The 17,585-nt window shown below is 59.4% G+C and carries 19 protein-coding genes and 1 tRNA gene; 13 read left to right on the top strand and 7 right to left on the bottom strand.

Annotation, left to right across the window (positions count from 1 at the left end; all coding sequences use genetic code 11):
- Positions 1-4: 4 nt before the first annotated feature.
- Together ypfJ and D8780_RS08835 are read left to right on the top strand one after the other, a co-directional pair.
- Positions 5-925 (top strand): KPN_02809 family neutral zinc metallopeptidase, encoded by a 921-nt coding sequence (gene ypfJ / locus D8780_RS08840; RefSeq protein ID WP_121645263.1) that lies wholly within the window; start codon positions 5-7, stop codon positions 923-925.
- A 78-nt stretch (positions 926-1,003) separates the two neighbouring features.
- Positions 1,004-1,678 (top strand): glutathione S-transferase, encoded by a 675-nt coding sequence (locus D8780_RS08835; RefSeq protein ID WP_121645262.1) that lies wholly within the window; start codon positions 1,004-1,006, stop codon positions 1,676-1,678.
- Between the two features lie 18 nt (positions 1,679-1,696).
- On the opposite strand, the gene D8780_RS08830 is transcribed toward D8780_RS08835, so the two are convergent.
- Positions 1,697-2,212 (bottom strand): YbaK/EbsC family protein, encoded by a 516-nt coding sequence (locus tag D8780_RS08830; protein WP_245412309.1) that lies wholly within the window; start codon positions 2,210-2,212, stop codon positions 1,697-1,699.
- A gap of 82 nt (positions 2,213-2,294) precedes the next feature.
- Between D8780_RS08830 and D8780_RS08825 the strand changes: the two genes are divergently transcribed.
- Entirely contained in the window at positions 2,295-2,828 is a 534-nt protein-coding gene (locus tag D8780_RS08825; protein WP_158598472.1) for a DUF2937 family protein, read from the top strand.
- Between the two features lie 25 nt (positions 2,829-2,853).
- Here D8780_RS08825 and carA read toward each other — a convergent pair whose 3' ends face one another.
- Positions 2,854-4,038 (bottom strand): glutamine-hydrolyzing carbamoyl-phosphate synthase small subunit, encoded by a 1,185-nt coding sequence (gene carA / locus D8780_RS08820; RefSeq protein ID WP_121646472.1) that lies wholly within the window; start codon positions 4,036-4,038, stop codon positions 2,854-2,856.
- A 245-nt stretch (positions 4,039-4,283) separates the two neighbouring features.
- Between carA and D8780_RS08815 the strand changes: the two genes are divergently transcribed.
- The 3 genes from D8780_RS08815 to rpoD all read left to right on the top strand — a co-directional run bounded on the left by D8780_RS08815 (position 4,284) and on the right by rpoD (position 9,360).
- On the top strand, positions 4,284-4,847 hold the full coding sequence (locus tag D8780_RS08815) for a GatB/YqeY domain-containing protein (protein ID WP_342633429.1): 564 nt from the start codon (positions 4,284-4,286) through the stop codon (positions 4,845-4,847).
- A 209-nt stretch (positions 4,848-5,056) separates the two neighbouring features.
- A complete protein-coding gene (dnaG, locus tag D8780_RS08810) occupies positions 5,057-6,988 on the top strand; it encodes a DNA primase (RefSeq protein ID WP_121645260.1) in 1,932 nt (643 codons plus the stop codon).
- 329 nt (positions 6,989-7,317) lie between these two features.
- The gene (rpoD, locus tag D8780_RS08805; RefSeq protein WP_121645259.1) at positions 7,318-9,360 is read left to right on the top strand and encodes an RNA polymerase sigma factor RpoD; all 2,043 of its coding nucleotides are present in this window, start codon (positions 7,318-7,320) and stop codon (positions 9,358-9,360) included.
- A 51-nt stretch (positions 9,361-9,411) separates the two neighbouring features.
- Here rpoD and D8780_RS08800 read toward each other — a convergent pair whose 3' ends face one another.
- A complete protein-coding gene (locus tag D8780_RS08800; RefSeq protein ID WP_121645258.1) occupies positions 9,412-9,837 on the bottom strand; it encodes a GFA family protein in 426 nt (141 codons plus the stop codon).
- A gap of 86 nt (positions 9,838-9,923) precedes the next feature.
- Here D8780_RS08800 and D8780_RS08795 point away from each other — a divergent pair, with 86 nt between their 5' ends.
- On the top strand, positions 9,924-10,850 hold the full coding sequence (locus D8780_RS08795) for a mechanosensitive ion channel family protein (protein WP_121645257.1): 927 nt from the start codon (positions 9,924-9,926) through the stop codon (positions 10,848-10,850).
- Positions 10,851-10,899: 49 nt separating this feature from the next.
- On the opposite strand, the gene D8780_RS08790 is transcribed toward D8780_RS08795, so the two are convergent.
- On the bottom strand, positions 10,900-11,223 hold the full coding sequence (locus tag D8780_RS08790) for a TraR/DksA family transcriptional regulator (RefSeq protein WP_121645256.1): 324 nt from the start codon (positions 11,221-11,223) through the stop codon (positions 10,900-10,902).
- Positions 11,224-11,390: 167 nt separating this feature from the next.
- Here D8780_RS08790 and D8780_RS08785 point away from each other — a divergent pair, with 167 nt between their 5' ends.
- The gene (locus D8780_RS08785) at positions 11,391-11,816 is read left to right on the top strand and encodes a secondary thiamine-phosphate synthase enzyme YjbQ (protein WP_121645255.1); all 426 of its coding nucleotides are present in this window, start codon (positions 11,391-11,393) and stop codon (positions 11,814-11,816) included.
- Positions 11,817-11,828: 12 nt separating this feature from the next.
- On the opposite strand, the gene D8780_RS08780 is transcribed toward D8780_RS08785, so the two are convergent.
- Together D8780_RS08780 and D8780_RS08775 are read right to left on the bottom strand one after the other, a co-directional pair.
- Positions 11,829-12,101, bottom strand: coding sequence for a hypothetical protein (locus D8780_RS08780; protein WP_121645254.1), 273 nt, complete (start codon positions 12,099-12,101; stop codon positions 11,829-11,831).
- A gap of 115 nt (positions 12,102-12,216) precedes the next feature.
- On the bottom strand, positions 12,217-14,313 hold the full coding sequence (locus D8780_RS08775; RefSeq protein WP_147440299.1) for an OmpA family protein: 2,097 nt from the start codon (positions 14,311-14,313) through the stop codon (positions 12,217-12,219).
- 163 nt (positions 14,314-14,476) lie between these two features.
- On the opposite strand from D8780_RS08775, the gene D8780_RS08770 reads away from it, so the two are divergent.
- The 4 genes from D8780_RS08770 to D8780_RS08755 all read left to right on the top strand — a co-directional run bounded on the left by D8780_RS08770 (position 14,477) and on the right by D8780_RS08755 (position 16,489).
- Complete coding sequence (locus D8780_RS08770; RefSeq protein ID WP_121646470.1) at positions 14,477-14,935, top strand: YcgN family cysteine cluster protein; 459 nt, start codon at positions 14,477-14,479, stop codon at positions 14,933-14,935.
- Between the two features lie 76 nt (positions 14,936-15,011).
- Positions 15,012-15,425, top strand: coding sequence for a ketosteroid isomerase-related protein (locus D8780_RS08765; RefSeq protein ID WP_121645252.1), 414 nt, complete (start codon positions 15,012-15,014; stop codon positions 15,423-15,425).
- 4 nt (positions 15,426-15,429) lie between these two features.
- Positions 15,430-16,032, top strand: coding sequence for a GNAT family N-acetyltransferase (locus D8780_RS08760; RefSeq protein WP_121645251.1), 603 nt, complete (start codon positions 15,430-15,432; stop codon positions 16,030-16,032).
- Between the two features lie 97 nt (positions 16,033-16,129).
- Positions 16,130-16,489 carry a hypothetical protein gene (locus D8780_RS08755; RefSeq protein ID WP_121645250.1) on the top strand — a complete coding sequence of 120 codons (360 nt, stop codon included), beginning with the start codon at positions 16,130-16,132 and terminating at the stop codon, positions 16,487-16,489.
- 68 nt (positions 16,490-16,557) lie between these two features.
- On the opposite strand, the gene D8780_RS08750 is transcribed toward D8780_RS08755, so the two are convergent.
- Positions 16,558-17,325 carry an SIMPL domain-containing protein gene (locus D8780_RS08750; protein WP_121645249.1) on the bottom strand — a complete coding sequence of 256 codons (768 nt, stop codon included), beginning with the start codon at positions 17,323-17,325 and terminating at the stop codon, positions 16,558-16,560.
- Between the two features lie 125 nt (positions 17,326-17,450).
- Between D8780_RS08750 and D8780_RS08745 the strand changes: the two genes are divergently transcribed.
- Positions 17,451-17,527, top strand: a tRNA-Ile gene (locus D8780_RS08745).
- Positions 17,528-17,585 lie beyond the last annotated feature (58 nt).

Genomic DNA, 17,585 nt, shown 5'->3' with positions numbered 1-17,585 from the left:
TAATATGCGTTGGAGAGGTCGCCGAGGCAGCAGCAATATCGAGGATCGCCGGGGAGAGGGCGGTTTTGGCGGTGGTATCGGCCGCGGAGGACGGATGAGGATTCCGGGCGGCATACCGATAGGAGGCCGAGGCGGCCTGTCGATCGGAACGATCGTCCTGCTGATCGTCGTCTTCTTCGTCTTGCAGATGTGCGGGGTGCCGATCGGCGATATTTTATCCGGCGGCGGTGGATCAGTCGGCACGCCACAGACTCAGAGCGAACGGACCACGAATGCCGATGGCGCCAGCGACGAAATGCGCCAGTTCGTTTCCGTCGTGCTTGCCGAGACGGAAGAAGTCTGGAACGGCATTTTCGAGCAGCAGGGCGACAATTACCGCGAGCCGACCCTCGTTCTCTTCTCCGGTTCGACACAGGCCGGGTGCGGTTTTGCCAGCGCCGCGAGTGGCCCGTTCTACTGTCCCGTCGACCAGAAGGTCTATCTCGACACATCATTTTTTCAGACGCTTGCGGAACGCTTCAATGCATCTGGCGATTTCGCCGCAGCCTATGTCATCGCGCACGAGGTCGGCCACCATGTCCAGAACCTCATCGGTGTCCTGCCGAAGTTCAACGAAGCGCGCCAGCGTATGAGCGAGACCGAGGCCAATGCCATGAGTGTTCGCGTCGAGTTGATGGCTGACTGTTTTGCCGGGGTCTGGGCGTATTACACGGATCAGAAGGGACTGCTCGAGGAGGGCGATATTCAGGAAGCCCTCAACGCGGCCGAGCAGATCGGTGACGATACTCTGCAAAGGCGCACCCAGGGCTACGTCGTGCCCGAGAGCTTCAACCACGGCACGAGCGAGCAGCGGCAGACATGGTTCGCGAAGGGGTTCGAAAGCGGACGCATGAATGCGTGCGACACGATGAATAACCCTGTTTGATCGCAGTCCCGCTACGAACCAATTTTAACAGTCAAAGGCCTGACACGCTGTTGGCGTGGAAGACTATGGAAGTCGACAATGATTACAGTTCATTACCTAGAAGATTCACGCGCCCATCGGGCTCTGTGGCTGCTTGAGGAACTTGAGCAGCCATACGGGGTGAAGGTCTACAAACGCGGCAGCGACATGCGGGCGCCGCAGAGTCTCAAGGACGTTCATCCCCTTGGCAAATCTCCGGTCATCGAGGATGACGGCGTGATCGTGGCCGAAAGCGGAGCGATTACCGAATACCTCGTCGGCAAATATGGTGGCGATCGCAAGCTCATGCCCGAGGGCGCGGAGAATCTGCGCCGCTACACCTACTGGCTTCACTATGCGGAAGGGTCGGCCATGCCAATCCTGTTGCTGAAGCTTATCTTCTCCATGTTGCCGGAGCAGACGCCTTTCGTGGTGAAGCCTGTGGCAAAGGCGATCTCCAAGGGCGCTGCCAGCAAGGTCATCGATCCGGAAGTGAACACGCACATCGCGTTTTGGGAACAGTCTCTCGAGGAAGAGGGCTACTTCGCCGCACCACATTTCACCGCCGCGGATATCATGATGAGCTTCCCGGTGGAGGCCGGCCTGAGCCGGATCGATTACAAGGGGAAGAAATCCGCTATTTCGGCGTGGCTGGAGACGATCCGTTCGCGGCCGGCTTACAAGAAGGCGCTTGAGCGCGGGGGCTCATATCGCTTCACTCGGTCAGAGGCCTGATCGCGAATTTCTGACCGGTCAACCTAGTTGCGCGACGGTTGCCCCGGTGGCGTCGCGCAAAGAGGTGGGATCAATGGCGAAGACATGGTGCGGCGTTCCCGCCGCGGCCCAGACGGTGTCGAAGCGGAACAAGGATTCATCCATCAGGCATTGGATTGGAGCGCTGCTCCCGAAGGGAGATACTCCGCCAATCGCAAAGCCCGTCGCCTGGCGTACGAAATCGGCATCCGGCCGACGAATTTTCTCGCCGATCAGGCTTGCCACCGCCTTCTCGTCCACGCGCTTGTCGCCCGCGACCAGCAACATGATCGGCTGCTCTCTTTTCTTGCCCTGAAAAATGAGCGATTTCACGATCTGGCCGACTTCGGCCTCCACGGCTTCGGCTGCTTCGACGGCCGAACGCGCGGTTTTCTCAGTACGGATAATTTTGATGTCCAAGCCGCGTTCTGTGGCATCAGTCAGCACGTTCTGGGCCGGCTTGGGGAGAGATGCACTCTCGGTCATTATGACTCCTCCGTTCGATCCGGTGGTCATCGCAACTCATCGCCGTGAAAGAAAGGCTTTTTTCCTTTCCGCGACCCATTATGATTCACGCGTTTTCGAGAGGGGGGCGGCTATGCTCTATCGCAGTTTCTGGTTGGCCGCCGCTGCTGCGGCCGGCGTCACGGCATCCCAGGCACCCGAATATGCCCAGCAATACCGCCAAAGGCTGGGCGGTGCGCTGGAAGAGTTGCAGGCCGTCATCGCGGATTTCGATCGCGATGCGAGCGCCAATGGCCTGACCCGGGCCGAGGCCTTGTCTTCCTATGACCGGTCGGCGGAGCCGTTTCTCAATGCGCGGGGGCTATCGATGCAGGACTCTCTGGAGCGCCTTGCGCGGCTGGAGAGCCAAGCCGAAGCGTTTGCCGATCAACCGCCGATTGCCTGGCCGCTCGTGGTGGCACGCAATCCCGACCCGCGATTATCGGAAGGCGCGATGCGCGATTTCCGGCCAGGTATACCGGTGACGACCGACGGTTTCGTCTATGCCGGCGCCGGCGCTCTGATTATCGCCTTTATCATTTCGCTCCTGCATCGGATCAGTCGACCTTTGCGCGGCAAAAGGATGTTCGGCCAGCGGCGCGCGACGACCGCCTCACGCAGAGTGTAGGAGCGACGGCCGGAGGGCGCTTGGGTCAAGCGTCGGCGCGTTGCTTGTGCTCGCGGATCCTGTCGGCAAATCTCTGAAAGAGGTAATAGCTATCCTGTGGGCCCGGTGACGCTTCCGGGTGATGCTGTACCGAGAAAACCGGCTTGTCTTTCAGTGCCAGACCGCAATTGGTGCCGTCGAAGAGCGACACATGCGTCGCTTCCACCGTTTCCGGCAGGCTTTCGCTGTCGACCGCGAAACCGTGATTCATGGAAACGATCTCGACCTTGCCCGTCGTGTAGTCCTTGACCGGATGGTTCGCGCCATGATGGCCCTGATGCATCTTGACTGTCTTGGCGCCGACGGCCAGAGCAAGCATCTGGTGACCGAGGCAGATGCCAAACATCGGGATTCCGCTTTCGATCAGTTTCTGGATCAGTGGGACGGAGTATGTACCGGTTGCGGCGGGGTCGCCCGGCCCATTCGACAGGAAGATGCCATCGGGCTGGAGGGCCAGAACCTCGTCGGCGCTGCTGCTGGCCGGGACCACCGTCACCTTGGCACCGAGGCTGGCGAGCAGACGCAGAATGTTGCGTTTGATGCCGAAATCGATCGCGACGATATGAATGTTGTCGGCATCAGCACCGCCATAGCCTTCGTTCCACACCCAGGGACCTTCCGACCAGGGGCGGCTTCCGGCGCTCGTAGCGTCTTTTGCCATATCGGCGCCCACAATGCCCGCCCACGCCCTAGCGCGCTCCTTGAGCGCCTCCAAGTCGAACTGCCCGTCCGGATCATGCGCGATGACGGCGTTCGGCATTCCCTTTTCGCGGATCATGGCCGTCAGCGCCCGTGTGTCGATTCCCGACATGCCGATAATGCTCCGGCTCGTCAGCCACTCGTCGAAATGCGTACTGGACCGGTAATTCGATGGATCGGTGATATCGGCGCGAAGGATTGTGCCGACAGCGCGCTGCGGCTTTTCCGGATCGAGATCCTCGATGTCTTCGTCATTTGCCCCGACATTGCCGATATGCGGGAAAGTGAAGGTGACGATCTGGCCCGCATAGGATGGATCCGTGAGGATTTCTTCATAACCGGTCAGAGCGGTGTTGAAACAAACCTCTCCCTCGACCTCGCCGGTGGCTCCGCATCCTCGGCCCTCGATGACCGTGCCATCCGAAAGAACCAGTAGGGCGGTCGGCCTTGATACTTCCCAAGCGCTGGACATGAAGATCTCCGTTATGCGTGGCTGATTTTTTTGCACGTCGTCGATGTGGAACGGTGCGTTCGCCGCAGTGCGTAACCATATATAGAGGGCTGAAACAAGGTCGGGCCGGTTTTCAACTGCGAATATCGCGGAGCCGTTCGAAAGGCCGTGCCACATTGTCGCTTGCGCCCTGCGCAACTCAATGCCGATCTGGAACGTTTATGAAGGGTTGTCGGACGGACGCGCTTGCGTGCGGAGCAAAAAAAATGAAAACATGGCAAAATACCGGCGAGACCGAGGCGATGGCGGACGATAAGAATTTGCCCGTTCGGAAGCCGGAGGATAAAACACGCCGAGGATCAACGGGGCAACTCACATCCATGCGGGATCAGATCAGTGCGGCATTGAATGAGGCCGTGCAGGCAGACAATCGCAATCGTGCCTGTATGTTGCGTCTCATTCAGACAGCCATCAATGACCGTGACGTGGCCGCGCGGGCGGACGGCAGGGACCCTATCTCGGAAGCAGAGATAGGCACCATGCTGATGAAAATGATTCATCAGCGCGAGGCGTCGGCGGCGGAATATGAGGCCAGCGGGCGCTTGTCCGAAGCCGAAGACGAGCGCGAAGAGATCGGTATCATTCAGGATCTCCTCCCGCGACAGCTCGACGAGAACGACACACGCCGCGCCTGCGCGCAGGTGATCGAAGAGGTCGATGCAGGCGGCTTGCGCGATGTGGGCCGGTGCATGAACGCACTCAAACAAAAATTTCCAGGCCAGATGGATTTCGGCCGGGCATCCGGCATCGTCAAAGGCATGCTGCGCTAAAAGCCACGTTTTGGATGCCGCGCTGGCTCTTACTTCTTCACAGAGAGCCTGAGATTGCGCAAACCGTGCGGCAATGGCCAACATCGTTCGCCGTCCCAGTCCTTGCTGTGAATCGCGGGCAAGAAATCGATGCCGCTTTGCCTTCGACATTTTCATCATGTACGCAGTTCGTTTGAAGTGCTCTTGCCTTCGCCGGGATTTCCTACGCCATGCGCTTTTCGCAAAGCTTTCTGGACGAGATACGTGATCGCGTGCCGATTTCCGCTGTCATCGGCCAGCGGGTGACGTTTGACAGGAAGAAGAGCGTTCCAGCTAAGGGCGATTATTGGGCCTGCTGCCCCTTTCACGGCGAAAAGACCCCGAGCTTTCACTGTGAGGATCGCAAGGGCCGCTACCATTGCTTCGGATGCGGAGTGTCGGGCGATCATTTTCGCTTTCTGACAGAGCTGGACGGCATGCCGTTTCCCGAGGCTGTCGAACGGGTAGCGGAAATGGCCGGCGTTTCCATGCCAACGCCGGACCCTCAGGCTGCGCAGCGCGAAAAGAAGCGAGGGACGCTCTCAGACGTGATGGCGATGGCGGCGTCTTTCTTTCAGGAACAGTTGCAGGGAGGGCAGGGCGCTCATGCTCGCGCTTACCTGCGTGAGCGTGGCCTGGGGTCTTCAGTTCAGGCCCGCTTCGGGATGGGCTATGCGCCTGACAGCCGCAACGCGCTCAAATCCTATCTGGCGGACAAGGGGATAGACCAGAAGGCGATGGAGGCTTGCGGACTGATTGTGTTCGGAGACGACATCGCTGTTTCCTATGATCGTTTTCGCGATCGGATTATGTTTCCGATCGAGGATACGCGCGGGCGGGTGATCGCTTTTGGCGGTCGGGCCATGAAGCCGGACGCACTGGCCAAATATCTCAATTCGCCGGAGACGGAGCTTTTTCACAAGAGCAATGTGCTCTTCAATCACGGTCAGGCGCGCAAAGCGGCTCAAGCTGCCGGGTCGATTATCGTCGTCGAGGGATATGTCGACGTGATTGCTCTTGCGCAGGCCGGTTTCAATAATGCCGTCGCACCCTTGGGTACCGCGCTGACCGAAGAGCAACTCGAAATGCTCTGGCGCATGACTGGAGAACCGGTTCTCTGTTTCGATGGAGACGAGGCTGGCCGCAAGGCGGCCTACCGCGCGGCCGATCTGGCTCTGCCGAAGATCGCTGCGGGTCGTTCGCTGCGCTTCGTGTTACTGCCCGACGGCAAGGATCCTGACGATATGGTGCGTCAGGATGGAGCTGGCGCTTTTCAGGACGAGATGAACCGCGCCATGCCGCTCGCGGACATTCTCTTCATGCGTGAAACAGCGAACGGCATCTTCGATACACCCGAACGCCGGGCCGATCTGGAGCGGACGCTTTTCGCACAGGTCGGGCGGATTGCGGACGAAACCGTTCGTCGCTTCTATGGCCAGGATATGCGCCGCCGGCTGAACGGTCTGTTCGGTAGCGGTCCAGCGCGGTCGGCCGGAGGCGATCGGGGACGCCCGCGAAACGCGTCAAACAGAAATGCCGGGCCCGAGGCGCGCGGTCGCTTGACTGTTTCGGACAGTCTGGCCCGTTCGCGTCTACTGATGCGGGGACCGTCCATAGGTGTTCGCGAAGCAGCATTGGTGATGACCCTGGTGACGCATCCGGCGCTGGTCGGCGAGCATTTCGAAGCGCTTGAAAGACTCGACCTCGGCCATGCCGATCTGTCCGCGCTTCTTTCCGCTCTGATGGAGAGCCTTGCGATCGGTGCTGTGACCGACGATGCTGAGGACGCGCGCCAGTTTCTGAACGAACGCGGGCTTGGCGAGACTCTGGCGCATATGGAGGAACTGGTCCGCCGGGCGCGTTTCTGGCCGGCTGAAACTGGCGCCGCCCTGGACGATGCCCGAGAAGCCTTTCGTCAGGCCCTCCACTTGCACCAGGTCTCTCGGTCTCTAAATAAAGAGCTGCGTGATGCTGAAGCTGCGCTCGGCCGCGATCCTACCGAAGCCAATTACCGGCACTTTCTGGAAATACAACGACGTTTTCAGGATGTGGGAGCCACTGAAGCTCTGCTGGAAGGTTTCGGTCTGCAGTCGGGGCGCGGCAAAGCCCATGTCGAGAGCTAAACAAAGTTCGTTCGTCGCAATTGAACCGATGACTCCAACGGCCGGCGCGAGAGCGTGGCAATAAAGATTCGCGTTTGGAGAGTTGGAGTGATAAGGCGCCGGCTCATCGAAGTTCTGTCGCTGGCCGCTTCGGAAGTCGTCCGATACTTCCGAAACGGCCTTTTATGGCGGGTGAGCAGGGTTAAGTGCGCGTTAATTGCGGGTTGCTAGAGCCTGGACCGGCTCTAGTTTCCGCTTGGCGCATTCTGGCTACGCGGCGATACGACAGAGAATTGAACCGTTTCGTTACCTGGCCGTTACGGAATGGATACAGGTCCGGAGAGACATGAATGGCAACAAAGGCGAAGGAAGACGTCGAAAACGAGCGCGAGAATGGTCCCGACGGTCCACTGCTCGATCTTTCCGATGCCGCCGTCAAAAAGATGATCAAGGCTGCCAAGCAGCGCGGCTACGTCACCATGGATCAGCTCAACGCCGTTCTTCCAAGCGAGGAAGTGACGTCGGAGCAGATCGAGGACACCATGAGCATGCTGTCCGATATGGGCATCACTGTGGTGGAAGAAGGCGAGGAAGACGAGCAGGAAGCGGCGCCCAGCGAAGACGAAACCGAGCAGAACGAGAGCCAGACCAGCACACGATCGGTTGCGAAAGCCAGTGGTAGTGCGGTCAGCACCGGAAATACACGCTCGTCGTCTGATCGTACGGATGATCCTGTGCGGATGTATCTGCGCGAGATGGGCACCGTCGAGCTGCTATCCCGCGAGGGCGAAATTGCGATCGCCAAGCGCATCGAGGCTGGCCGCGAGACGATGATCGCAGGGCTCTGCGAGAGCCCGCTGACGTTTCAGGCGCTGATTATCTGGCGCGACGAGCTCAATGAAGGCGATATTCTTCTGCGCGAGATTATCGATCTCGAGGCGACCTATGCCGGACCGGAGGCCAAGAAGGTCAACGTTCCGACGCCCGAAGAGATCGAGCAGCAGAAGAGAGAGCGCGAAGCCAAGGAAAAGGCTGCTCGTCAGCCTCGCCGCCGCAGCGACGACATCACAGATGTCGGAGGCGAAGGCCGCGTGGAGGAGGACGAGGAAGAAGAGGACGAACAGAACCTCTCTCTCGCCGCCATGGAGGCCGAGCTTCGTCCGCAGGTGATGCAGACGCTCGACGATATCGCCACGACATATGCCGAGCTGCGCAAATTGCAGGATCAGCAGGTGGAGAACCGGCTGGCTGCATCTGGTGCGCTGAGCGACAACGAGCAAAAAGAGGTCAAGGATCTCAAGGATCGCGTTATTAAAGCGGTCAAGAGCCTGGCTCTCAACAATGCGCGTATCGAAGCGCTGGTCGAGCAGCTTTACGACATCAACAAGCGGCTTGTGAGGCAGGAAGGTCAGTTGCTGAGACTGGGTGAAAGCCACGGCGTGACCCGCGAAGACTTCCTGAAGAATTACTACGGCCATGAGCTCGATCCCAACTGGCTCGACAAGATGGGCGTGGCCGGCGGGAAGGGCTGGGACAAGTTCGCCGCCGACAAGAAGAAGGCGGAGCGACTGCGGACCGAAATTCAGGTTCTCGCCCAAGAGACCGGTATTTCGATCTCCGAGTTCCGTCGCATCGTCAATCAGGTTCAGAAGGGCGAGCGAGAGGCGGCCATTGCCAAGAAGGAAATGGTGGAAGCGAACCTTCGCCTCGTTATTTCCATCGCCAAGAAGTACACCAATCGCGGTCTGCAGTTCCTGGATCTCATTCAGGAAGGCAATATCGGCCTGATGAAGGCCGTCGACAAGTTCGAATACCGCCGTGGTTACAAATTCTCGACCTATGCGACATGGTGGATTCGGCAGGCGATCACGCGTTCGATTGCCGATCAGGCGCGCACGATCCGCATTCCGGTGCACATGATCGAGACGATCAACAAGATCGTCCGTACCAGTCGCCAGATGCTTCACGAGATCGGTCGCGAACCCACGCCGGAAGAACTGGCCGAAAAGCTGGCAATGCCGCTCGACAAGGTGCGCAAGGTTCTGAAGATCGCCAAGGAGCCGATCAGTCTCGAAACGCCCGTCGGCGATGAGGATGACAGCCATCTCGGCGACTTCATCGAGGACAAGAACGCGGTTCTGCCGATCGAGGCTGCCATTCAGGCCAATCTTCGTGAAACGACCACACGCGTTCTGGCCTCGCTGACGCCACGCGAAGAGCGTGTTCTGCGCATGCGTTTCGGCATCGGCATGAACACCGACCACACGCTTGAAGAGGTCGGTCAGCAGTTCTCCGTGACGCGCGAGCGTATTCGCCAGATCGAGGCCAAGGCGCTTCGCAAGCTCAAACATCCGAGCCGTAGCCGAAAGCTGCGCAGCTTCCTGGATCAGTAGAGCCCAGGACCTGGGACTTTCTGAAAGATCAGGCCGGCGGAAACGCCGGCCTTATTTTTTGTCGAACCTCAGAACGCCGAGAACTTCGTCCGTGCCGCCATCCTTCGTGTGATGCTGGCCGTCGTGCACCGGCACGGCTTCGAAATCGAACGGGCTCAGCCCATCGATACATGCCGCGTTGATGCCGAACTCCTGCGGGTTCGAGCGGCGTTGATGGTGCGTGTAAATGCCGCAATGGCTGCAGAAATAATGCTGCGCGCTTTCGGTGTTGAAGACGTAACGCGTCAGATCGGACGCACCTTTAACCACCTTCAGGTCTTCGGTCCGCGCCGTCAGTGCGACCGCGCCGCGCATGGCGCAATAAGAACAATTGCAGCGGCGTGCCTGACTATACCCCTCCTTCAGGCGAACCTCGAAACGCACGCGGCCACAATGGCAGCCGCCATTCAGCGGCTGATCCGGATCGGGTCTTGTCATCTTCAACTCATTGGCTTGTGACAGTCTCGCTTGAAGCTATCATTCTTCTTGCCATATCATCCACTTGATCAGCGAGGGGTTTTCGAATGGAAGATGCGATCGAGGCTATCGATATCGAGCCGGTGAACATCCTCGAAGATCAACTGAGGGGGATGGCCGCAGCCTCGATCAGCATGCTCCCGCAGATTATCGTCGCCATATTGGTGATCGTGGCGACAGGCATATTGGCGGCCTCTGCCCGCTGGCTTCTAAAAAAGGGCCTGAAGCGAACCGGATTGCGATCGAGTTTGCAGGAACTCTTCGTCATGCTGCTTGGCATCGGTATCTGGGTGCTGGGAATCATGGTTGCCGCCGTCGTGATGTTTCCCTCGCTCACGCCAGCGTCGATGCTGGCGGGCCTTGGAATCGGCACCGTCGCCATTGGATTTGCCTTCAAGGATATCTTCGAGAACTTCCTTGCCGGTATCATCATCCTCTTTCGTAAGGAGATGCGGACCGGTGACTTCATCGAATGCGAGGGAATCGAAGGGCGTGTCCAGCGCATTTCGGTCCGCGAAACGCATATCCGCCGCACGGACGGCCAGCTTATCATCGTGCCGAATGCGATGCTGTTCACCAACCCTCTGCGGATCGTGACCGACATGGAGCTGCGCCGGACCACCATCATCGCCGGTATTGCCTATGGTGAAGATGTCGACGAAGCGCGCGAGGTTATTCGCCACGCGGTCGAAAGCTGCGATACGGTGATCCGCAATGCTGCGCGACCCATCCAGATTTTCGCGCAGGAATTTGCGGATTCGTCCATCAATTTCGAGGTCACGTGGTGGACGGGTTCCAAGCCGGTCGATGAGCGCAAAAGCCGCGATGAGGTGGTCGCTGCCGTCAAACGCGCGCTCGACAATGCCGGGATCGAAATCCCGTTCCCCTATCGCACGCTCACCTTCAAAGAGCCGCTTCCGCTTCTGCGTGGAGACGGTTCTGCGGAAAAAGAAGCCAGCCCGGGCTCCGAATGAGCATCACCGGGCTGGCCTCTTCGCCCCCTCCGAGCGAGTGTCTGAAATATCAGAGCGTCTGTGCGCAGTTCCGGCAGAACGGCGTCCAGGGAATAACCTCCAGCCGCTTTTCGTCGATTGCGGTGCCGCAATGCAGGCAGACGCCGTAAATCCCGGTTTCGACCCGCTTAAGTGCCGCATCGATCGCCTTCAATTCGGTCTCGCCGCTTACTCCAAGCTCGATCTGAACCTCATCATCCTCAGCTTCGACGGCTGCTTCCTCGCTATCTGCCGGTGCTGGCTCGCTGAAGGACGCATCAATGCCCGAAAGACGATGTTGAAGTTCCTGCTTGCGTTTGCGCAGGATCTCTTCGGCGGCGGCATGGTTTTGCATGGTGGCCTCTCGTCTTATCAATCGTTGGGAGCCAAGAGACGCTCCCAATTTCATAGTCGTAAGGCTAGACCTTGGGGAAAGTCGTCCGGTTGATTTCGATCAACAAGCCGGCATTTTCACTGCCAGACCGAGAGTTCTGAGGTTCAACAGCAAGCCGGGACGGAGATATGCCGAGACAACAATTTCAGATCGAGACAGGCGGCCAGGGTCTTTACGAGTTCACCGATGCGGCAGCCGATGCCTTGAGCGATATGGGGGCCGAGGACGGGCTCTTGACCGTATTCACTCGTCACACCTCCTGCTCCCTCCTTATTCAGGAAAATGCAGATCCGGATGTCGTTCGAGACTTGCGCGAATTCTTTCATCGCATCGTGCCGCCGAGCGACGATGCGTCGATGGGATGGGTTCGACACCGCTCGGAAGGGCCTGACGACATGCCAGCTCACATCAAAGCGGCATTGACGGCAGTCTCCCTTTCCATACCGGTCGACAAAGGACGGATGATGCTCGGGACCTGGCAGGGCCTTTATCTGTTCGAGCATCGCGACAGACCGCATCGCCGGCAGATCGTGCTTCAGTTTCTACCGGGGTAAACAGCGAGGGTTTTACTGCTTGTCGAGAAGCGAGGTGGAACCGGTGCGCGAACTCGTGTCGATCGTGCTATCTGCGATCTGGGGGGAAATCGCCTTGACATCGCCTTGCAAAAGCGAAGCTGGCACGACGCCTCCCATCCACAATGATCCGAAAACGAGAAGAACGGCAAGGACACCGGTGAAGAACCACAGCGAACCGCGCGCCGCGACGTCGGGCTGGCGTCGTACCGCCCTGCCGCCGATAGGCTGTTCCATTGCGGGATCGATATGGTGGTCCGGTGACATCTCATTCCCTCGGCGCCGCAGTTGGCGCTCTATTCGAGAGAAAACGGCCAGCCGGCTATGGAGTTCCGGCTGGCCGTTCGTTTTTCAATGAGGCTGGAAAGCCGGCCTCAGCAAGTTAGCGCGAACTTGCGATACGCTCCGGTGAAACCAGAGGCGTGATACGCCGGACCGCGACGCGGCGGTTCTCACGGGCCGGATCTTCTGTACGGATCTTCAGGTAACGCTCGCCGTACCCCTGGGTCTCCAGATTCTCCGGCGGAATACCGAAGACATTGGTGAGCGCCGAGGCCACGCTTTCGGCGCGGGCATCGGAAAGCGCCAGATTGGCCGCATCGGAACCCACCGCATCGGTATGGCCTTCAATCAGAAACACCTCCGCAGGATTGCGATCCAGAAGCCGCTCCATGGCTTCAGCGAGAGACTGGAGTTCGTCGATCTCCGAATCCTCGATACCGGCCCGGCCGAACTCGAAATTCACGGTTCCAAGATCGACGCGCCGAACCTTGTCGCGGATACGGGCGCTACGCCGCACTTCATCCACCGAGTAGAGACGCTCCACGCGCTCGACCGGCGGCTGGGCAAGGAAGTCATAATAGCGCTCTTCCGATACCGGCTCCTCGACATCGAAGATGTACTCATCACGCGGGATGCGAATGACGAGAGGTGGCAATTCGTCGCCCGGATCGTAGTTCGGGTCACGAAGGCTGTCCCAGCGGTCGCGGGGGACGTAGACCAGCGTGCGTTCATTGCCGTCCGGCGAAATACGCGTCCGGCGCAGAACTTCGCCATATTCGTTGTAGACGGTCACGACGCGAACGCCATTGCGCCGCTCGACTGTCTCGCGATACCGGCCACCACGAAGCTCTTCAACATAAACGCGCTCGGCGCCTCGGCGGTAGCGAGGGACATATTCGTCGCGGCGATCATCACGATTGGCATTATTGCTGGCGTTGGCGGCAAGCGCGGCCACGGTCGCGACGACCAGAGCACCTGTTGCAAGCTGCACGATCTCGCGATTGCCGTAGCGACCGACAACCCGCGAACCTTCACGCTCTTGCGGACGCCGAACAACGGCTCTCGCTGCCGCATCTCCCGTGATTTCCTGACCCTGCTCCGCTTCGACCGATTCGATCTCTGTCGGCAGTGCTGCGGCCTGAGCCTCCTCATCACTCCGAGGGGCCGATTCTTCGGTCACAACAACGGTTTCGCTCTGGCCCGCAGGAGCCTCTTCGGCTTCGGCGGCTGCTTCGGCTTCACCTTCAGCGCTTACACCCGCTTCCTTGCCGCTATCGGTGAGGGCGGCTTCCTCACCATCCATTGGTGCAACGGGCTGTTCGACCGTCTCGACATTCTCAGACGTGTCGGTAACGGGCTCTTCCTGAACCTCGGTTGTGTCCGTTGTGTCAGACTGAATGCTTTCCTGCTCGGCTGTCGTTTCCTCGGCGGATCGTTCTTCCGTCGTGGTATCGGCCTCCGCATCCACGTTCTGCTCGAGGTCAGTCGGCGTCTCGGTCGTGGCGTCTGTCTCGGTGGTCGCTTCGGTTTCGGCAGCTGGCTGCTCTCCTATCGCCGCGGGAGCCGCCTGCTCCTCTTCAACCTCAGTTGTCGGAGCCATCTCTTCAGTGGTTTCGGCAGCCGGCGTGGCGTCTTCGATCTCTTCCGGAGCTGGTTCGGACTGATCGACCACGGGCTCTTCAGGGGTGGCCTCATCTTCCGTCGAGGGCGCAGTGTCGGTGGTCTGGTCCTCGACCTGTGTCTCCTGCGCCTCGGCAGGTTCTTCCGGCTGAGCGGGTTCCTCTGCAACCGGTTCTTCGGCTGCGGGGGCCTCAGCCGGTTCGACCGTAACGGGCTCTTCGAGAGCAGGCTCGGTAACCGGTTCGTCTGGCGCAACCTCTTCCTCGACGGTCTCTTCCGCCGGGGGCGTCTCCTCTACTGTTTCTTCAACAGCGGGTGGAGCTTCGGGTTCGACAGGTGCTGCCTCTTCCTCGACGGGGGCTGCCTCTTCGATCGGGTTTCCGTCTGCGTCGACAGCTACGCAAGCGCCATCTGCACCAAGCGGCGCTTCACCCTCGGAGCAACCACTGTCGCTCTGGGCAAGAAGCAGCGGCTCGGCCGCGCTCGCGACAGATGTTGTACCGGCAGCAAATGCCGGGTTGGCCATGGCAAGGCTTAGCGCGGTGCCGGCCACGAGATTCATGCGAAATTTTTTCAAGGATATCTCCCACAACGTTACGGGCTAAAGCCCAAACGACCCTTCAATGCCCAACAACGCCCTGATTGTGGCCAAGTTCCGTCGGCACCTTTCTTTCATGCCAAGCATGAGCAACCGCTCAAAAGACCTTGACCTTGGCGGTCCGCGCTTTGACAAGGCAACGATGAACGATGCGAAAAAAGCTCCTTTCTGGACGTGGAAGCCCTTGGAGACGATGTCCCCCGAAGAGTGGGAAAGTCTCTGCGACGGCTGCGGAAAATGCTGCCTGGCCAAACTCGAGGACGAGGACACTGGCGATATCTACTGGACCAGTGTCGGTTGCCGACTGTTCGACGCGAAGACCTGCAGGTGCAGCGACTATGCCAATCGCCTGGCCCGTGTGCCCGATTGTGTCGACCTGACGCCGGAGAAGGTCCGGACATTGCCATGGCTTCCTTCGACCTGTGCCTACAGGCTGATCGCAGAAGGCAAGCCGCTGCCGTCCTGGCACCATCTGGTCTGTGGCGATACGGATCGTATCCACCGACAGGGGGAAAGCATGAGGGGAAGGGTCAAGGCATCCGAAACCGAGCTGGACCAACCTGAAGACTATTTTCCTTATGTTCTCGACGAAGAGCCCTGACGCTTAGCTTTCAGCTCTTGAAACGATCGGCTTCCGCGGCATTTTTCCGCAAAGCCATGGGAGACAGGAGCAGTCAATGAGCGCCGAACAAACACGCAAACTGATCGAGACATATATCGACCGCTTCAACGAGTCCGACTGGGATGGCATGGCGGCGATGGTCGGCGAGGATGTGGCCCACGATGTCAATCAGGGTGACAGGCAGATCGGCCGGGATGCCTTCCACCGGTTTCTCGTCGAGAATAGCCGCTATTATGACGAGCAACTCGGCGATGTCGTCATCATGACCGATGAAACGGGGAACCGGGCTGCCGCCGAAGTCACGGTGCGTGGCCGCTATCTCGAGACGGCGCCCGACCAGCCCGAGGCGAGCGACCAGTCCTATTCGCTCTCTGCCGGGCTCTTCTTTGTGGTCGATGGGGATACGATCAGTCGTGTGACGATCTATTACAACATGGCCGACTGGCAGCGTCAGGTGCGGGGCGCCTGACGGAATGTCTTCCGACATTCGCCTCCAGGCTTATCGCGGTGCTGAGGCCGGCAGTCTGGTCGACGGACTGGCGGCTCTACGGATCAAAGTCTTCGCGGATTGGCCTTATCTCTATGAGGGTGATCGCGAATATGAGGCGCGGTATCTTGGTCATTTCCTGGCCGGTGAGGGCGCCTTCGTCGCCGCGGCTTTCGATGGCGACCAGTTGGTCGGCGCGGCAACGGCCGCACCGCTTGTTCAGCACATGGATGATATCGCCGAGCCTGTGAGAGCGCTCGACCTTGATCCGGCTGCGATCTTCTATCTCAGCGAATCCGTTCTGCTTTCGGAGTATCGGGGATCGGGTATTGGCCACCGCTTTTTCGACATGCGCGAAGCTGAAGCGATGCGCCAGGGCTTTCGCGCCAGTATGTTCTGCGCCGTGGATCGCCAACCCGACGACCCGCGACGCCCGTCAGACGCGCGGTCCCTGGAGCCGTTCTGGCGAACACGCGGCTATCGGAAAATCGATGGACCGAAGGCTCATATTTCCTGGCGCGAGAGAGGGCATAGCGACGAGTCGGACCACACGCTGACGCTGTGGCTCCGTGACCTGAATGGTGAATGAACGGCTGGTTCGAAGCCAGTTCAGACGTGCTCCTTCATAAGGCTCCCTACAAAGGGCGGCGAACTGGTCGCCTCACAAGAGCCAAAGGAGCAAGACCATGTTCAAATCCCTTCGCAATGTCGCCCTGTCCGCCGCCATCGCTCTCGGTACCATAGCCGGTGTTTCAGCCCCGGCGAACGCTTCCGATCTGCGTGTCGTCGCCGGTTCGGGTGGTATCTACTTCAGCATCGGCGATCGGCATGACCGTCGCGCCCGCCGTCATCACCGCGCTCGCGCTTACGGACGCGGCGTCTGCCGGTCCGGCCAGGCTGTGCGCAAGGCAGCACACCGTCACGGTCTTCGTCGCGCTCATGTCGTGCGCCGCAATCACCGGGTCGTTCGCGTGGCCGGAAAGCGCCACGGCTATCGCACCGTCGTGACCTTTGCGAATGCTCGCGGCTGTCCGCGTATTCGCTGAGGGCGACAAAACCTGGAATTCATGAACGAGCCTGGCACATCTCGCGCCAGGCTCTTCTCATACCGGAATTACTGTTCCGACCGGTCGATGGCGATCTTCATGCTGACGGTGACGGTGTATTCGTTCTCACCCGCCTCAACCGGAACGGGCGCCGAAGTGTCAGCCATCTTCATCTCCATCCGGCCCATAGGCATAGGCGGACGGGAGTAACCGCCTTCCTCGATCGAAAGAATATCGCCAAGGCTGACTTTGGCTGCTTCGGCCAGCGTGCGCGCCTTATCCATGGCCTGCTCAACGGCATCACGCCGCGCTTCCTCCAGATATTGATCGGGATCGGCGCTGGTAAGGCTGAGATTTCCATCCGCATTGACGCCCAGTTCGATGGCCTTGCTCAGGATCTCTCCCGTTTTGGCGAGATCGCGGATACGCACGGTCAAAGTGTTGGAAACTGTATAGCCGGTAATGCGCGGGCCCTCATCTTCGCCGTTATCGACAGGTTTGCGGGGGCGATTGTCATAGATCGGTCGGACATTGAAGCCGGCCGTCTGCAGGTCGCGGGCCGCGATACCGAACTCCTTCATGGCGGCGATGACATCGGCCATCGCCTTGTTGGCGGCGTCCATCGCCTCGACGGTGTCATCTGCCTCTCGCAAAACGGTAAAACGGGTGATGGCCATGTCCGGCACGGCGCTGGCCGATCCCTCCGCCGAGACGCTGATCGAGGGCACCGGATTTTGATCTTGGGCGAGTGCGGGGGACGATGCGCCAAGAGCCAGCACGGCAGCAAAGGCCAGGCCGCAGGAGCGCGAAGTGGAAAGAGAAGACGGCAAATTCATGAGATCATCCAATTGTTGAAATGGAACGGGGAAATTCGCCAATCAGAACGGCAGGATTACGGCGTCAACGATGTCATTTGGATGCTTGCAGGCGGCGCATGAAATCTCTATGCGGAGGACGGGTCGGGCCTGTAGCTCAATTGGTTAGAGCCGGCGGCTCATAACCGCTTGGTTGGGGGTTCGAGTCCCTCCGGGCCCACCACCCATCATCAGATAAAAAGTTCTGACAGTTTCGAAGCGCGTTGGTGTGGAAGATGCGA

This window comes from Notoacmeibacter ruber, assembly GCF_003668555.1.
GTDB classification, from domain to species: domain Bacteria; phylum Pseudomonadota; class Alphaproteobacteria; order Rhizobiales; family Rhizobiaceae; genus Notoacmeibacter; species Notoacmeibacter ruber.
Note: the sequence above shows the minus strand (reverse complement) of the source record. Positions and strands in the feature narration are given on the sequence as shown.

Excerpts from the sequence above, each read along its gene's own strand:
- D8780_RS08825 (WP_158598472.1), top strand. The coding sequence starts at position 2,295 with ATGCTCTATCGCAGTTTCTGGTTGGCCGCCGCTGCTGCGGCCGGCGTC.
- D8780_RS08795 (WP_121645257.1), top strand. The coding sequence starts at position 9,924 with ATGGAAGATGCGATCGAGGCTATCGATATCGAGCCGGTGAACATCCTC.
- D8780_RS08790 (WP_121645256.1), bottom strand. The coding sequence starts at position 11,223 with ATGCAAAACCATGCCGCCGCCGAAGAGATCCTGCGCAAACGCAAGCAG.
- rpoD (WP_121645259.1), top strand. The coding sequence starts at position 7,318 with ATGGCAACAAAGGCGAAGGAAGACGTCGAAAACGAGCGCGAGAATGGT.
- D8780_RS08835 (WP_121645262.1), top strand. The coding sequence starts at position 1,004 with ATGATTACAGTTCATTACCTAGAAGATTCACGCGCCCATCGGGCTCTG.
- D8780_RS08780 (WP_121645254.1), bottom strand. The coding sequence starts at position 12,101 with ATGTCACCGGACCACCATATCGATCCCGCAATGGAACAGCCTATCGGC.
- D8780_RS08765 (WP_121645252.1), top strand. The coding sequence starts at position 15,012 with ATGAGCGCCGAACAAACACGCAAACTGATCGAGACATATATCGACCGC.
- dnaG (WP_121645260.1), top strand. The coding sequence starts at position 5,057 with ATGCGCTTTTCGCAAAGCTTTCTGGACGAGATACGTGATCGCGTGCCG.
- D8780_RS08815 (WP_342633429.1), top strand. The coding sequence starts at position 4,284 with ATGAAAACATGGCAAAATACCGGCGAGACCGAGGCGATGGCGGACGAT.
- D8780_RS08785 (WP_121645255.1), top strand. The coding sequence starts at position 11,391 with ATGCCGAGACAACAATTTCAGATCGAGACAGGCGGCCAGGGTCTTTAC.
- ypfJ (WP_121645263.1), top strand. The coding sequence starts at position 5 with ATGCGTTGGAGAGGTCGCCGAGGCAGCAGCAATATCGAGGATCGCCGG.
- D8780_RS08755 (WP_121645250.1), top strand. The coding sequence starts at position 16,130 with ATGTTCAAATCCCTTCGCAATGTCGCCCTGTCCGCCGCCATCGCTCTC.
- D8780_RS08800 (WP_121645258.1), bottom strand. The coding sequence starts at position 9,837 with ATGACAAGACCCGATCCGGATCAGCCGCTGAATGGCGGCTGCCATTGT.
- D8780_RS08770 (WP_121646470.1), top strand. The coding sequence starts at position 14,477 with ATGAACGATGCGAAAAAAGCTCCTTTCTGGACGTGGAAGCCCTTGGAG.
- D8780_RS08830 (WP_245412309.1), bottom strand. The coding sequence starts at position 2,212 with ATGACCACCGGATCGAACGGAGGAGTCATAATGACCGAGAGTGCATCT.
- D8780_RS08750 (WP_121645249.1), bottom strand. The coding sequence starts at position 17,325 with ATGAATTTGCCGTCTTCTCTTTCCACTTCGCGCTCCTGCGGCCTGGCC.
- D8780_RS08760 (WP_121645251.1), top strand. The coding sequence starts at position 15,430 with ATGTCTTCCGACATTCGCCTCCAGGCTTATCGCGGTGCTGAGGCCGGC.
- carA (WP_121646472.1), bottom strand. The coding sequence starts at position 4,038 with ATGTCCAGCGCTTGGGAAGTATCAAGGCCGACCGCCCTACTGGTTCTT.